The 14,018-nt window shown below is 66.0% G+C and carries 10 protein-coding genes; 1 reads left to right on the plus strand and 9 read right to left on the minus strand.

Annotated features, from left to right (window positions below):
* Positions 1 to 16: 16 nt before the first annotated feature.
* The 5 genes from F3J19_RS27860 to F3J19_RS27880 form a co-directional block, all read right to left on the minus strand.
* Positions 17 to 1,912 (minus strand): ABC transporter ATP-binding protein, encoded by a 1,896-nt coding sequence (locus F3J19_RS27860; RefSeq protein ID WP_167048918.1) that lies wholly within the window; start codon positions 1,910 to 1,912, stop codon positions 17 to 19.
* Entirely contained in the window at positions 1,909 to 2,739 is an 831-nt protein-coding gene (locus tag F3J19_RS27865; RefSeq protein ID WP_167048920.1) for an ABC transporter permease, read from the minus strand. The genes F3J19_RS27860 and F3J19_RS27865 overlap by 4 nt, the downstream gene beginning before the upstream one ends.
* Positions 2,740 to 3,681 (minus strand): ABC transporter permease, encoded by a 942-nt coding sequence (locus F3J19_RS27870; protein WP_167048922.1) that lies wholly within the window; start codon positions 3,679 to 3,681, stop codon positions 2,740 to 2,742.
* Between the two features lie 8 nt (positions 3,682 to 3,689).
* Positions 3,690 to 5,300 carry an ABC transporter substrate-binding protein gene (locus F3J19_RS27875; protein ID WP_167048924.1) on the minus strand — a complete coding sequence of 537 codons (1,611 nt, stop codon included), beginning with the start codon at positions 5,298 to 5,300 and terminating at the stop codon, positions 3,690 to 3,692.
* A gap of 477 nt (positions 5,301 to 5,777) precedes the next feature.
* Entirely contained in the window at positions 5,778 to 6,695 is a 918-nt protein-coding gene (locus F3J19_RS27880; RefSeq protein WP_167048926.1) for a LysR substrate-binding domain-containing protein, read from the minus strand.
* A gap of 712 nt (positions 6,696 to 7,407) precedes the next feature.
* Between F3J19_RS27880 and F3J19_RS27885 the strand changes: the two genes are divergently transcribed.
* The gene (locus F3J19_RS27885; RefSeq protein WP_167048928.1) at positions 7,408 to 8,610 is read left to right on the plus strand and encodes a porin; all 1,203 of its coding nucleotides are present in this window, start codon (positions 7,408 to 7,410) and stop codon (positions 8,608 to 8,610) included.
* A gap of 132 nt (positions 8,611 to 8,742) precedes the next feature.
* Here the strand turns inward: F3J19_RS27885 and F3J19_RS27890 are convergent, their stop codons facing one another.
* The 4 genes from F3J19_RS27890 to F3J19_RS27905 all read right to left on the minus strand — a co-directional run bounded on the left by F3J19_RS27890 (position 8,743) and on the right by F3J19_RS27905 (position 14,014).
* Complete coding sequence (locus tag F3J19_RS27890) at positions 8,743 to 9,963, minus strand: sialate O-acetylesterase (RefSeq protein ID WP_167048930.1); 1,221 nt, start codon at positions 9,961 to 9,963, stop codon at positions 8,743 to 8,745.
* A gap of 133 nt (positions 9,964 to 10,096) precedes the next feature.
* Positions 10,097 to 11,443, minus strand: a complete 1,347-nt coding sequence (locus F3J19_RS27895; RefSeq protein WP_167048932.1) for an MFS transporter — start codon at positions 11,441 to 11,443, stop codon at positions 10,097 to 10,099.
* Between the two features lie 145 nt (positions 11,444 to 11,588).
* Positions 11,589 to 12,920 carry an MmgE/PrpD family protein gene (locus tag F3J19_RS27900; RefSeq protein WP_167048934.1) on the minus strand — a complete coding sequence of 444 codons (1,332 nt, stop codon included), beginning with the start codon at positions 12,918 to 12,920 and terminating at the stop codon, positions 11,589 to 11,591.
* Positions 12,917 to 14,014: an aminopeptidase P family N-terminal domain-containing protein gene (locus F3J19_RS27905; protein WP_167048936.1), complete on the minus strand. Its 1,098-nt coding sequence runs from the start codon at positions 14,012 to 14,014 to the stop codon at positions 12,917 to 12,919. The genes F3J19_RS27900 and F3J19_RS27905 overlap by 4 nt, the downstream gene beginning before the upstream one ends.
* Positions 14,015 to 14,018: the final 4 nt, after the last annotated feature.

Raw genomic sequence — 14,018 nt, forward strand, 5'->3', positions numbered from 1 at the left:
GCGTCCTGGCCCGCCTTCAACGCAGCGCGACCGTGTGCGCCGCCGCGCCGTCCACGCGGGTCATCCGCGGCAGCGCGCCCTGCGCGCGATCCGGGTCGAAATAGGCGTCGTCGGGCTGGCGCGGCGGCGGCACCTCGCGCACCTGCACGCGAAATCCGCTCTCGCGGTCGCCCCGCAGTTCCGGCACGGCTCGCAGCAGGCGTCGCGTGTACGGATGACACGGGTCGTCGAACACGGCATCGCGGGTGCCCGCCTCGACGATATGGCCGCGCAGCATCACCAACACATGCGAGGCGATCTGCTCGACCACGCCGAGATCGTGCGAGATCAGCAGGCACGCGAAGCCGTAGCGCGCCTGCAGCGACGTGAGCATGTCGAGCACCTGCTTCTGCACGGTCACGTCGAGCGCCGACACGGGCTCGTCCGCGATGATGACGGCGGGACGGCTCACCAGGGCGCGCGCGATGGCGACACGCTGCCGCTGGCCGCCGGATAGCTCGTGCACGAAGCGCTGCGCATGCTCGGCAAGCCCCACGTCGGCCAGTGCCGAGCGCACCCGTTCGTCGCGCTGCGCCGCGTCGAGCGTCCGGTCCGCGCGCAGCCCTTCGGCGACGAGTTCGCCCACGCGCATGCGCGGATCGAGCGACGAGTACGGGTCCTGAAACACGATCTGGATGGCACGCCGCGCCGCCTGCAACGACTTCGGCCCGCCGTCGAGATAGGTCGCGCCATTCAGCAGCACGTTGCCCTCGGCCGGGTTCACGAGGCCGAGCACCGCCTTCGCGAGAGTCGTCTTGCCGCTGCCGGATTCGCCGACGATCGCGAGTGTTTCGCCGGCGCGCAGCCGCAACGACGTGGGAAAAACGGTGCGTACGCGCGCGGGCGCACCACCGTGCGGTTGCAGTTTCGCGCGCAGCCAGTTCGCGAGAGTCGCGCGCGGCGCGGCGTAGTCGATCGCGACGTCGCGCATTTCGAGCACGGGTGGCACGCTCTCGCCTGGCGCTTCACCTGGCGCCTCACTTGGCTCATCACCTGGCGCTTCACGCGACGTGTCGGCAAGCAATGCAGTACGGCGCGGCAACGCATCGAGCAGCGCCAGCGTATAAGGATGCGAAGGTCGCGACAGCACGCGCGCGGCCGGCCCCGTTTCGACCGCGACGCCTGCGCGCATGACCAGCACGCTCTCGGTATAGGCGGCGACAAGCGCGAGATTGTGGCTGATGAAGATCAGCGCCGTTCCTTCCTCGCGCGTGAGTTCCGTCATCACGTCGAGCACTTCCTTCTGAACCACGCAATCGAGCGCGGTGGTCGGCTCGTCCGCCACTAGCAGCTTCGGGCGCAGCAGCATCGCCGAGGCGAGCATGATCCGCTGCCGCATGCCGCCCGAAAATTCGTGCGGATAGCGCTTCATGCAGTCTTGCGGATTGCGCACGCGCACCCGTTCGAGCATGACTTCCGCGCGGCGCACCGCTTCGTCGCGCACGAGTCCGCGCCTGCGCACCAGCGCCTCGGTCAGTTGCACGCCGATCCTGAATGCCGGATTGAGCGACACCATCGGCTCCTGAAACACCATGCCGATACCGACGCCGCGCGCCTCGCACCATTGCGCGCGCGTCTGCTCGCGCAACGAATGGCCGTCGAAGCGAACGTCGCCGCCCGCGATCCGCGCGGAGTCGGGCAGCAGCCCCAGCAGCGTCTTGCCGATCATCGTCTTGCCGCTGCCCGATTCGCCGACGATCGCGAGCGAACGGCCCACGTCGAGATCGAAGCTGACGGCATCCACGACTTTCTTCGGCGCGCCGCCCGGCACGTTGAAGGCGAGCGTCAGGTCGCGTACGCTCAGCAGCGGCGCGCCGGACCCGGGCAACGCGGACACGTCGGGCCGCGCCGTGTTCGAAACAGGCGCGCTCATCGCGTCACTCCTTTCATGCGTGGGTCGAGCAGATCGCGCAGCGCATCGCCGAGCATGTTGATGCCGAGCAGCGCGAGCGAAATCGCCACGCCCGGAAAGATGGCAAGCCAGATCGCGCGGTCGATCGCATCGCGGCTGTCGGCCAGCATGCCGCCCCAGGTCGGCGCGGGCGGCGGCACGCCGAGACCGAGAAAGCTCAGTGCGCTTTCCGCGAGCAGCGCCGAGCCGAACAGCGAGGTCGCGAAGACCAGTAACGGCGCGACCGTATTCGGCAGGACATGCCGCCACAAGGTCCACGCGCCGCCATTGCCCATCGCCTGAGAAGCGACGACGAAGTCGCGGCTGCGCAGCGAAAGCGTGCCGCTATGGGCGAGCCGCGTGACCGAGGGCGTGTAGGCCAGTCCGAGCGCCAGCACGACCGCGCCTTCCGAAGCGCCGAGCACGGTCATGATGCCGAGCGCGAGCAGCAGGCCGGGAAACGCCATCAGCGCATCGGTCAGCATCAGCACCAGCCGGTCAAACCAGCCGCCGACATAGCCCGACACGGTGCCGAGCGTCGTGCCGACGACGAGCGCGAACAGCACCGAGCCGATGCTGACCGTCACGCTGACGGCGGCGCCCGCCATCACGCGCGAGAGAACGTCGCGGCCGAATTCGTCGGTGCCGAACCAGTGGTGCAGGCTCGGGGCCGCATAGCGCGTAACGAGATCGACCGCGGTCGGATCGTAGGGCGTATAGACGAGACCGAGCAGCGCGGTCAGCACGAGCCAGCCCACCAGTACCGTGCCGATCGCGAGATTGAGCCGTTTGAACAGGGAGAGTTTCATTTACATTTTCAGGCGCGGATCGAAAACCGGATGCAGCAGGTCGACGATCAGATTGACGAGCACGTAGAGCAGCGCGATCACGAGCAGACAGCCTTGCACCACCGGATAGTCGCGCGCGTAGATGCTGTCGACGAGCAGACGGCCCATGCCCGGCAGCGTGAAGACCGTTTCGATCACGGCCCCGCCCGCCAGCAGATGGCCGAGCACAAGCCCGATCACGGTGAGCGCCGGACCGAACGCATTCGGCAGCGCGTGGCGCATCAGCACGCGCGGCTCGGAAAGGCCCTTGGCGCGCGCGTGCGCGATGTATTCGAGCCGCAACACTTCGAGGCTGCTCGCGCGCATGATGCGGATGATTACCGCGATCTCGCCGAGCGCGACCGCCACCACGGGCAGCACGAGATAGCGCACGGTGCCCCAGCCCGCATCGCCGAAGCTCTGGTAGCCGAAGGTCGGCAGCCAGTGCAGCTTCACGCCGAACACCCACATCAGCAGAATGCCGACCCAGAAGCTCGGCAGCGACACGAACAGGATCGCGGTGAAGACGATCGCGGGGTCCGCGCGCCGGTTCTGCGACCATGCCGCGATAAGACCTGCCGGAATCGCGATCAGGCTGGCCATGAACGTCGCGGCCAGCACGATCTCGGCGGTCACCGGAAAGGTGGTGGCGATCAGTTCGGAAACCGGCTGATGCCGCACGATCGACATGCCGAGGTCGCCATGCATCAGATGCGAGAGCCACAGCAGAAACTGATCGGCGACGGAGCGGTCGAGCCCGAACTGGTGACGCATCTGCGCGAGCAACGCCGGGTCGTTGATGTCGCCGAGCATCAGCGTGGCGGGGTCGCCGGGAATGGCGCGCATCATGCCGAACACGAGCACGGTGACGATCGCCACGGTCGGCACCGCCATTGCAATGCGCTTGAGTAGATAGGACACCATGCTGATCCTTAGTGCTTGATGATGTTGAATACGCGGATGCGCCGCATCGGCCACGAAGCCACGCCTTCGAGGCGGCTGCTCACGAGCAGCAGGTCCGGCGTGTAATACAGCATGATCATCGGCACATCGGCGATCATCATGGCGTGCAGCTGCTCGAAAACCTTCCTGCGCACGGTTTCGTCCGTCTCGCCTTGCAGGCTGCGCAACAGCGCGCGCGCCGCGGGGTTCTCCCATTGCGCCATCGGAATCTTGGTCTTGTCGCCGAGCACGTCGCTATACATCAAGGCCGGATCGAGACGCGCGGAGTAGTCGAACGCCATCATCTGAAAATGACCCGAATGAAAGTCCGCTTCCTGCTTGCCCCATTCGACGATGTCGAGTTTCGTCGGAATGCCGGCCTGGGTCAGCAGCGATTGCACATACACCGCCAGCGTGTACATGGACTCGAAACTGCGGTTCGTCTCCAGCGTCAGCGGTTGTCCCTTGTAGCCCGCGGCCGCAAGCAGCTGCTTCACCTGCGCGAGATTCTTCGTGTAGCCCACCGCATCGGCCCGCGTGAACAGCGTGTTCGCGTCGGGCACGAGCGACGGGTTGTAGCGTGCGTGCCCGTCGGTCACCGCGTTGACGATGCCCGGCAGATCGAGTGCGAGGGCAATCGCGCGCCGGATGCGTACGTCGGAGAGCAGCGGGTCGCGCGTCTGCATCAGCAGCGCGGCCGGATCGGTGCCGGGCCCGGTGACGAGACGCCAGCGCGGGTCCGGAGGCAGCACGCCGTTCTCGCCGACCGATGTCAGATCGATCTGGCCCGCGACCAGCGCCGACTTCTGCGCGGCCGCATCGGGAATCACGACGAAACGCACGTCGCCGTGCGCGAGCTTCGCGCCGGCGTAACCGCTGGACGGTTCCGGGCGCGGACGATAGCCGGCAAACGGCTTGAGCAGCACATACTGTCCGCGCTTCCACTCCGAAAACACGAACGGCCCGGTGGCTACCGGCTTGAGCCAGTGGCCGTCGGCATCGACGCTCGACGGACTCAGCACGGCGAGCGGACAGCGCGGATCGACCATGCGCGTCAGAAACAGCGCGTAGGGCCGATCGAGTTCGAACACCACCGTATGGGGGTCCGGCGTGCGGACCTCGACGACGCGCACGCCTCGGCTGCCGTCGTAGGCATTACGGCACTCGAAGCCGGAGCTGCGCTTCATCAGGAATTCAAAACTCCACTTGACCTCTTTCGAGGTCATCGGCGTGCCGTCATGAAACAGCACACCGTGGCGCAGATGGAACGTATAGGTCCGGCCATCGGGCGAAATGTCCCAGCTATCCGCGAGCATCGGCCCCACGCTCTGGTCGGCCCGCAAGGCGACCAGCGATTCGACGACGTTGCCGAGGATATTGTCGGTCGTGGTGTTGCGGGCGACGTTGCCGGGCATCGAGGTCGGCGTGTCCGCGACCTGGGCCACGCGAATCTCGCTTTGCGCCGCCGTGTTCGTCTCGGCCATGGCGAGGGCCGGCAGCAGTCCGATATGCGCGCACGCGAGCACGCCGAGCATCGCCACGGCGCGCCCTGCCGCAGTCAGACCCGCGAGGCGGCCGGCGCGGAAGCGGCGCGATGTCATAACGGTATCCCGAGCGATGTCCTGAGCAGGTGCCCTGCGCAAGCAAAAGAAAGCGGCCATGGCGCTGGCGTGCTGACATTCGAATCTGACATCCGGTCTCCTGATCGATATCCCTGTCGCGCCGGGCAAACCTGAGTGCCACGGTGTACGGTGCGCGAGCGCGTTTATCGCGCCGCTGACGACGATGCTAAGCACACGGATAGGCGCAAGGAAGTCTGGTCAAAATATCGCGATCCATATTTCCGATCACCGGATGAAGCACACGCGTACCGCGAAGCCCAAAGCGGCAACGGCAAACGGAGGTCGGGAAAACTGCCGGGAAAGCCGGCGCGCTATGGCCGCGTTATGGTGGCGCCGGCAGCCTGCGTCGAGGCGACGACGGCTACGGGACCGGGTGCGAAAGAACGAGCACGAGCACGCTCGCGGCGCGGAATCGACGCTGCGCCGGTCGAGCCGTCGAGTGAGCGGACTGGCGTGTCAGAGAATCTGCCGATGCGCCATGCGCGAGTACGAAATCATCATGGTGATGAGTTCCTGCATGACCGGCGTGGATGGCGCATTGCGCCTGCGAACGAGGCAGACTTCGCGCGGATCGAAACCTTCCTTGATCGGTATGGAAATCAGCGAGGATTTATACAGTTTGAAATCGACCAGCGCGCGCGGCTCAAGCGTCAGATAGTCCGTTTCCGAAACCATGTGCAGTGTTTCGAGCAGCGACTCCGCGGTAATGACGACCTTCGGAACCCCCAGGCCCTGCGACCTGAACAGGCTGACGAGCCGGCTCTCGGCTCCGCCGATGATATTGCGCGTCAGCAAGCCAATCCATTCGCAGTTAGCCAGTTCCCGGATCGACGTTGCGGATGCCTTCGGATGCCCTTTGCGCGCGATGATGCCGGCCGTCGATTCGTAAAGACGCTCGATGTTCATGTCCGCATCGGTGACCTGCGGCGAGATGGGGAAGATCGCGAAATCGAGCCGGCCGTCGCGAATCCGTTCGAGCAATTGCAATGACGATCCGCTCGAAACATGCACGCGTACACGCGGGTAGCTCGCCATGAATCGCTTGAGCACCGGCAGCAGCACTTCCCCGAGCGGCTCCGATGTCATGCCGAGCGAGATCGTGCCGGTCGGTTCCCCGCTCAACTGCTGCATATCTTCGGAAACGCGATCGCAGTCGCTGATGATCGCCCGGGCGCGCGCCAGCAAACGCTCTCCATGCGGAGTCAGGCTAACGCCCTGATGCGAGCGGCTGAGCAGCGTAACGCCGAGTTCGGTTTCAAGACTCTGGATGGACTGAGTCAGCGTGCTCTGCGAGATGTCGAGAGAGCGTGAGGCCGCGCGAAATCCACCTTGATCGAATACCGTGCAAAAGACCCGAAGCTGATTCAACGTCATACGGAAGCCTGTTCAACCGAAGAGCGCCACTGAAGGGAGGACGTGCGATCGTAGCACATCGATCCGCGCCATCCGAGGTCCCGATCCGCTCGACGGCCGCGGCACTCCGCGTTCGCACCCACCCTCCCCGCGCGCCGCGATGGCGGCTCGCCAGGCGGACGATCAGGCCTATCGCGATCTCCAAAAGCAATCGTTATCGCCAATATGGCGTGGCAGACTCCATCCCAATACAAAGCCGGATGAGCGAACCGACAGAACCATCGCTCAGAACAGGCTGTCATCTTGGAGGCTGACAACGTCATGGTTCATCTCGTCGGACGAATTGCGAAAGCGATCTTCATGGATCGCCCCAAACAGGTACGCAGGTTCGCAATGGACTGCTCCGTGAATCGTGCGGGATTATCAAACCGGACCGCGTTTTTGACGAGAGGCAATCCGACCGGCTGCCTTTCGCCTGTCTCGCCGCAACGTTCCTAAGCAGGAAACGCCGCGTGGCGTAGCGTCCTGCGCCGGACACACCCGCGCTCATTCCGATTCCCCGACCGGGAATCCAGCGTGCCCGGCCCCCCTTTAACCTGCGTTCATGCGGACCTGGCATGCTCGCGCCTCGCAACGGCCGCCTCACAACGGTCATTACTTAGCCATACGAATCAATCAAGGCATTCCTGAATCACCACGACGATAGTCCATATTAAACTTGAGAAAAATCGCAATGAAAAAGACCCTACTTTCCGCATTGATCGGTGCGACCTTAAGCGGCAGTGCCTTTGCACAGAGTTCGGTAACGCTCTATGGCTTGATCGATAGCGGGTTCGTCATCAACAGCAATGCGGGCGGCAAGCGGCAGTTCGAGATGACGTCCGGCAATCTTCAGGGCTCGCGCTGGGGGATGACCGGCACGGAAGACCTGGGCGGCGGTCTGCAGGTGCTCTTCAAGCTCGAGAGCGGTTATACCGTCAACAACGGTGCATTGGGCCAGGGCGGCGACCTGTTCGGCCGGGCCGCCTGGGTTGGCTTGCACAACGATCAATACGGCGCACTGCTGCTCGGCCGCCAGTACGACCCCGTCACCGTCAGCCTCGCCCAGTTCACGTCGGCCGGCGCCGCGGGCAACGGCGAAGTCACGGAATGGGCCGGCCCCTTCGGCGCTCACCCGGCCGACCTCGATAACCTCGGCGGCACCAATCGCACGAACAACTCGATCAAATACAATTCGCCGGACTTTCATGGCCTGACGTTCAGCGCGTTCTACAGCCTCGGCGGCGTGGCCGGCAATTTCACGCAGAATCAGATCTATAGCTTCGCATCCGTCTACCGGCACGGCGGCTTCGCAGCCGGCGTCGGCTATATGAATCAGCGCGATCCGAACTATTCGTACTGGGGCGACAAGCCGAGCAGCGCGACGGCAACGTCCGCCAGTTCCCTCAATATGTCCAGTCCGGTGATCAGCGGTCTCGCTTCGGCGGGACTCATGCAGGGGATCGTGGCCGGTGCGCTGTATAACTTCGGCAGCGTGACGCTCAAAGGCGCCTATAGCAATGTTCGATATCAGGATCTCGGCCATGAGCCGGGCAATGGCCTGAATCCGCAGCACCTGAGCGGGGAAAGCATCTTCAATATCGGCGAAATTTCCGCGTCGTACCACCTTACGCCGGCATTCCAGCTCGGCGCCTCATACGCGCTGACGAACCGTTCATCGGTGGGCGCTCTGGAGAACGCGACCTATAACCAGGTCAATCTGGCCGCCGACTATGCGCTGTCCAAGCGCACCGATCTTTATCTCGTCGCTATCTATCAGCACGCGAGCGGCCAGGACACGACCGGCAAGAGCGCGGTGGCGGCGATCGACGGGCTGACGGCGTCGTCGAATGATCGCCAGTTCGCCACCACGTTCGGTATTCGCCACCGCTTCTAAGCACTGCAACGTCGAGGCATGCCGGGCACCTGACGGCATGCGCCCGGTGCCCGGCATGGCCGGATGCCGGGGCTCAACACATCACGCGGCGATCACGTCACGGGTGCGTCGCGGACCACCCGCCGCGCCCGTTCAATCGCAGGGCAAGCGGAAAATCACGCAATAGTTCGCAAGCGCATAGCGATTGCCGTGCATGTCGCTCAGATCGCTTGCCGATCGATCCGAATCGCACAGCGTACCGCGCACACCCGAGGCCGGCCCCGCGTTCCAGGCGAGAAACCGCCCCGTGTCATCGCAGTTCATCTGATTGACCGGCGTCAGGCCATAGCCGACCATTACGGCACCACTCAGCGCACGAGCAGCAACCAGTTCGACCTGTGTCCCATCGACGATCCGCGTGTGCGAGATCGGGACGCGGCCCGTCTGGTCATACAGTTCGAAGCCGTTCATCCCGTCGTCGAGTTGCCGGACCAGCGACGTATCGAAGCGCAGCGGCGGCACCGGCGCGTGAAAGTCGACGCCAACGCGAACGCTGTCCCGTTGCCGTGCACGCGTCGGCTCGAGCGGCCGCCATTTCTCGCCCGTCGTCAGCCAATGGGCGATGCTTTTTGCCAGATAGTGCCCGTACCAGCGATAGCCGTGATTGGTCAGATGCAGCCCGTCCGCATACGGGAACGGGTACATGGGCGCCACGAGATGCAGGTTCGGGTTGTCGCGTGCTTCCTGCCAATGCGCGAGCGGAATTTCAACCGAGGGATGCAGAGCGGTTCCCGCATAGCGCCCATGGCTGGCGGTCTGATAGAGAAACATCGGAATCGGACAGGTCACGCCGGTCACCGCTTGCAGGTCCGCTTCGAGCGTGCGTTGCAGCAAGGCGACCTGAGCGCGATATCCGACGAGTCCCGTGCCGAGCAACGCATCGGCTTCACCCTGCATCAGCGCCAGCGCCGATACGCGGTAGGTCAGTCCGCGGCGCTGCGCTTCCGCGCGCGCCCACCGTACCTGCTCGACGATGTCGCGATAGGGCGGCGTGTCGCGTTGCAGGTTGGCGATTTCTTCGCCGCCCACGCCGACCGCACTGACGATAGTCCGATGCGCCGGCCGGCTCACCGGCCGCAGACGGCCAAGCCAATGGGCAAATCCGGACAGACAGGTTTCGACTTCCGCTTCGAACGCATCGACCAATGCTTGAGGCTGCTTGCCGAGCGCCCGGATACCGGTGTCGTACATGAGCGTGCGCTGGAGCGGCGTGGCGAGCGCAGGCGCACCCTGCGCGCCGATCGCAAGCGATTGCCCCGTGGCAATGAAATGTTCCAGATCGTATTCCGGTACAGGCGGGTGTGAAGTCGTCATGGGGCGGTGGCACACGTTGTCGCGATTCGATGACATGGCAATGTCGGCCGACCATCCTATGTGCGCGGAATGCGGCGCACAAGCCAGATCAGGGTTATCGCGATCAACGATTCCGATCACCCCATGGCAACCCTCACGCGCGCAGCGGAACCGGCGCCGCCTTGCGACGGGTCACGAGCAGCAATACCGCGCACGCCGACAGGAGTTCGAACGCGGCGGCCACGAGAAAGATCGGCGTGAAGTCCCATTGCGCCCGGACCATCGCGCCGCCAATCGCCGGACCGATCATGCCCGCCACCTTGGAAGCGCCATGCGCCCACGCCACGCTGGTCGCGCGCATCTCAGCGGGAGAGATCGTCGCGCAAAAGGCATTCAGCGCGCCCCAACTGCTGTTGTACAGAAAGCCGAGCGCCGCGAACGCGAACGGTGCCCATTGCGAATACACGTCCATGGTCGCAATGACCGCGACGATCAGCGCGGACGCCGTCAGATAGCTCGGCAACACGCGCGCCGCGCCGAAGCGGTCCATCACGAAGCCGCTGCTCGCCGTGCCGATCACGCCCGCAATCGCGCTGACGGCAAGCAGTCCTGCGATGTGCGCCATGGGCATGTGACGCGTGAGGTGCAGCAGCGTCGTGGTCCACGAGTTGTTGATGTAGCTGAAAATGCCGGTCGCGAGGTAAGCCCCCCAGAGCAGCAGCGTAACGGCCGCACGGCCGTTCGTGAACAACACCTTCGGCGAAAGCTTGTACACGCGCTGATGCTTGTCGTGCACGGCATAGCGTTGCCCGGGCGCCGCCACGAACGCCGGATCGAGGCGGCGCAGCGTGTTGCCGATCGCCGGGTTCGCGGGGTCGCGCATCGCCAGGAATTGCAGCGACTCGGGCAGCCATAGCCACAGGCAGCCCGCCAGCACGAGCGGCAGCAGGCCGCCCACCCAGAACGCCGCCTGCCAGCCGAACGGCAGTATCCACGCCTGCACGCTCGCGCCGATGAGGTTGCCGCCCGCATAGCCGCAAAACACCACCGAAACCGCCGCCGAGCGATACTTCGCGGGCGCGAACTCGTTGGCGAGCGTAATGGCGGCGGGAATCACGGCACTGAAGAACAGCGCCGCCGCGAAGCGCATGACGTCGAGTTCCAGCACGCTGCGAACCTGCGAGGTGGCGATCGTCAGCACGGCAAACACGGGCATGGCGACGAGCAGCACGCGCCGTCTGCCGAAGCGGTCCAGCATCGGGCCGGAAACCAGCGTGCCGATCAATAGCGCCAGTTGCTGAAGGACGAAGACCTGGGTCAGCGCGGCCGGATGTACGTTCAGCCCGTGCGAAAGCGCGGGCAGAATCAGCCCCACCATGAAGATGTCATAGCCGTCGACGACCATCGTCGCCGCCAGCAGCGCAACGATCAGGATATGCAGCCACCGCAGCGGCTGATTGCCCAGTAACGTCCCGACGTTGAGCGTCGTCGTTTCGTTCATGCTGTTGTCTCCATTGTCTTTATGTCGTGATGACGGTGACCGCGATCCGGCCCGCGCAAGCAGGCCGCGGCGGACGCGAACACGTTAGCGAATCGGTTCCGGCCGAAGCAAGCGGCCATTGGGCTATGCCTCTATAGCCCGAACACTATGAGCCCGGCAGATCATGCCAAAACCGCGCGCACAACGCATCGAGTTGCGCAGGCTCCGTCGCGGCGCGACGGGCCGTGTCGACGAGGTCCGCCGCCGGGTGCGCGCCGAGCATCCGCGTCGCCTTGCCGGCGAGTTCGTCCATGCCGAAACGCAGGGCCGGATCGCCGGCGCTGTCTGCAACGGTAAGCTCGTGCGTGCGCGCACCCGCCCGCACACTCACGCGTGCCGGCCATTTGGCGGGGTACAGGCCGTCGAGCGACGGGTCGGCCGTCACTCGCACACGCGCCGCAAAGTCGGCGAGATCGGCCGTCCATCGCAAGCCGTCGCGCGCGACGTCGTCGAGCGACGCCGGCTGCAACGCCGTGAGCGCGAGTTGCCCGCGCACGCTGACGAGGCTCGCGAGCCGGCCGGCCTCGGGCGGCTCGCGATCGAGCATCGCCGCGTAGGCGGACGGCACACGCACCTCTACCGCTTCGATCGCTGCGGGATCAAGGCCATCGGCAAGCAGCGCCTGCAAACCGTGCACCGCCGCCAACGCCTGCTTGGCCGCGCAGTGAGGCTTGACGCTGATCGACTCGCGCGCGGGCGCATCGCTGTCTTTGCGCGCCAGCCACGCAGCATTCGCCGCTTCGCCGCCGATGCGCCCGAGCCACGCATCGTTGAGCAAAGCGACGTCGCCGTCGATGCCGTCGGCCGCCGCCAACGCCGCGACGCAACCGGCACGGACCGCCTGGCCGAACAGCAGCCAGCGGCCCGGACGCTGTCCCGTGGCACGGCCGATCGGCGGCGGCGTTTGCGCCGCCGCCAGCGCGAGCGCATGACGCATCCGCTCCGGCGTCAGGCCGAGTAGCCGGCCCGCCGTCGCCGCCGCGCCGAACGGCGCCACCATGTAGCTCGGCCATCCGCCGCGCGTGAGCAACGACACGCCGCCCAGCGCGAGCGCAAGGCGAATCGACAGTTCCTCGCCGACGAACAGTGCATCGGCAAAGCGCGACGGCGCAGCCTCCCGCGCGAACGACATACGCAGCGTCAGCGCCGCGGGCAGCACGATCGCGCTCGGCGTGACGGCGCTAGACCGGTGAATGTCATCGACTTCGGTCAGCCGCATCGTCGCGGCGAGGCTCGCGCAGGCGGCGAGCGGCCCGCCGTCGGTATCGGCGACGAAGCGCCGCACGGCCTGGCCTTCCGCGCTCGCCGCGCCCGCGAGCAAAGCAATGGCCGAATCGGCGAGTTGCAGGCCGATCGCCTCGCGATGCGGCTCGCTCGACGCCGACGCCGCGAACCCGGCGAGTTCCTCGATGAACGTGGACACAGGCGTGCCGCTCATGAGGCGAGCGAGATGCTCTCGCGGCCGTCGGCGGCGACCGCGAGCGGCACGCTGCCGCGCCACGGGCCGTCCGGCAACGCGAGTTCGACCGAGAGCACCGCGAGGCCGCCGGCGGACAACGCCGCGACCGGTGGCCGGTCATGCGCGGCCACGACCGACAGCGGATACACGCCCACGCTGGTCTCGAGCGTCCACGCGTTCAGCGCGCCGCCGCCCGGCACGTCGGCGAAGCGCGGCGCCGCCCGCGCGACGGAGAGCGACGCAGCGGCATCCGTCAGCCAGCGGCTCGAGGTTTGCCACGACAACGGCTCGCCACCCGACGCGACACAGCGGTTCACCCGCACCCAGCTGCCCTTGTAGGCGACCGACAGCTCCACCGCGTAGCGTTCGCCGAGCGGCGCGTCGCCCTCCATGCGCGAGAGCGTGGCGTTGCGCGTGAAATCCGGCGCGATCCGCAGCAGCACTTCTTCCGCGCCCGCGCGGCGTGCCGACGCTTCGATCGCCGCCAGCACCTCGGCGGCACGCGTCGCGCCGGCCGGGATCGCGAGCAGCGCGGCCTCGCCGATCGCCGTGGCGCGTTTCGCGAGATCGAGTTCGGCGCGATCCGCGGTCTGCCGCAATTGCGCGTAGAGCGCACTGGCGTCGACGAGACTGTCTTCACCGAATGCCTTCACGAGCGGCTCGCCCACGGACCACGGCAGCCCATCCAGACCAATCACGCCGATGCGCGCCTTGCCGCCAGAACTATCTCCGAGTCCCTGCTCGCGCAGAAACTCCCCTGTCTTCTCGCCAAGACGCGGCGCCGACACGACCTCGCCCAGATGCGAAACCTCGCGAATCCACGGATGCACGCGCGGCGTCAGCGCGGCGAGCAGCGTCGGCGCGCCGTGCGGCAACACCACCGCGAGCGCCTCGCTCCAGTACGGCACGAAGTGCGTGAGCCACTGCACGGGCGCGGGCTGCGCGAACGACGTATAGGCCAGCACCGCATCCAGGCGCGCCTCCCGCATCGCCTGCTGCAACCGCGCCACGCGGGCTTCCAGTATCGCTTGCGGGACTTCCTCCCGCGACCAGCTGATCAAACCTCGACGCATAGTC

It is taken from the genome of Burkholderia sp. Ax-1724 (assembly GCF_011752995.1).
Lineage (GTDB): Bacteria > Pseudomonadota > Gammaproteobacteria > Burkholderiales > Burkholderiaceae > Paraburkholderia.

Coding starts and splice junctions, on each gene's coding strand:
- F3J19_RS27860 (WP_167048918.1), bottom strand. CDS start 1,912: ATGAGCGCGCCTGTTTCGAACACGGCGCGGCCCGACGTGTCCGCGTTG.
- F3J19_RS27865 (WP_167048920.1), bottom strand. CDS start 2,739: ATGAAACTCTCCCTGTTCAAACGGCTCAATCTCGCGATCGGCACGGTA.
- F3J19_RS27870 (WP_167048922.1), bottom strand. CDS start 3,681: ATGGTGTCCTATCTACTCAAGCGCATTGCAATGGCGGTGCCGACCGTG.
- F3J19_RS27875 (WP_167048924.1), bottom strand. CDS start 5,300: ATGACATCGCGCCGCTTCCGCGCCGGCCGCCTCGCGGGTCTGACTGCG.
- F3J19_RS27880 (WP_167048926.1), bottom strand. CDS start 6,695: ATGACGTTGAATCAGCTTCGGGTCTTTTGCACGGTATTCGATCAAGGT.
- F3J19_RS27885 (WP_167048928.1), top strand. CDS start 7,408: ATGAAAAAGACCCTACTTTCCGCATTGATCGGTGCGACCTTAAGCGGC.
- F3J19_RS27890 (WP_167048930.1), bottom strand. CDS start 9,963: ATGACGACTTCACACCCGCCTGTACCGGAATACGATCTGGAACATTTC.
- F3J19_RS27895 (WP_167048932.1), bottom strand. CDS start 11,443: ATGAACGAAACGACGACGCTCAACGTCGGGACGTTACTGGGCAATCAG.
- F3J19_RS27900 (WP_167048934.1), bottom strand. CDS start 12,920: ATGAGCGGCACGCCTGTGTCCACGTTCATCGAGGAACTCGCCGGGTTC.
- F3J19_RS27905 (WP_167048936.1), bottom strand. CDS start 14,014: ATGCGTCGAGGTTTGATCAGCTGGTCGCGGGAGGAAGTCCCGCAAGCG.